The organism is Kocuria sp. ZOR0020, from assembly GCF_000800955.1.
GTDB classification, from domain to species: domain Bacteria; phylum Actinomycetota; class Actinomycetes; order Actinomycetales; family Micrococcaceae; genus Kocuria; species Kocuria subflava.
The window spans coordinates 1-227 of the sequence record NZ_JROX01000348.1 but is presented as its reverse complement, the minus strand read 5'-3'; the positions used below and the strand labels follow the sequence as shown (position 1 = coordinate 227).

Below are 227 nucleotides of genomic sequence, written 5' to 3'. Positions count from 1 at the left end.
TTAACGGTTATGAAGTTATTGAACCTAAATTTAAGTTTTATAACTTCTCTGATAAGACTAGGTTTGCACCTTTATATTATGCTGGAGAAGAAGAACTAACTAGTGATAAAGAATTTGCAAAAGAGGTTGAAGAAGATAGCGAAGAATATGTGGCTTTGAAAATTTTAGGTTTCCTTAAAGCAGAAGTATGATAACATCTTTTGAATCACTAGCTAAAAGGCGATTGA

At 31.3% G+C, this 227-nt stretch carries 1 protein-coding gene; it reads left to right on the top strand.

What is annotated here, in order from left to right; genetic code table 11:
• The coding region (locus tag L979_RS16455) for a hypothetical protein (RefSeq protein WP_047692792.1) at positions 1-191 on the top strand (191 nt) is incomplete at its 5' end.
• Positions 192-227 lie beyond the last annotated feature (36 nt).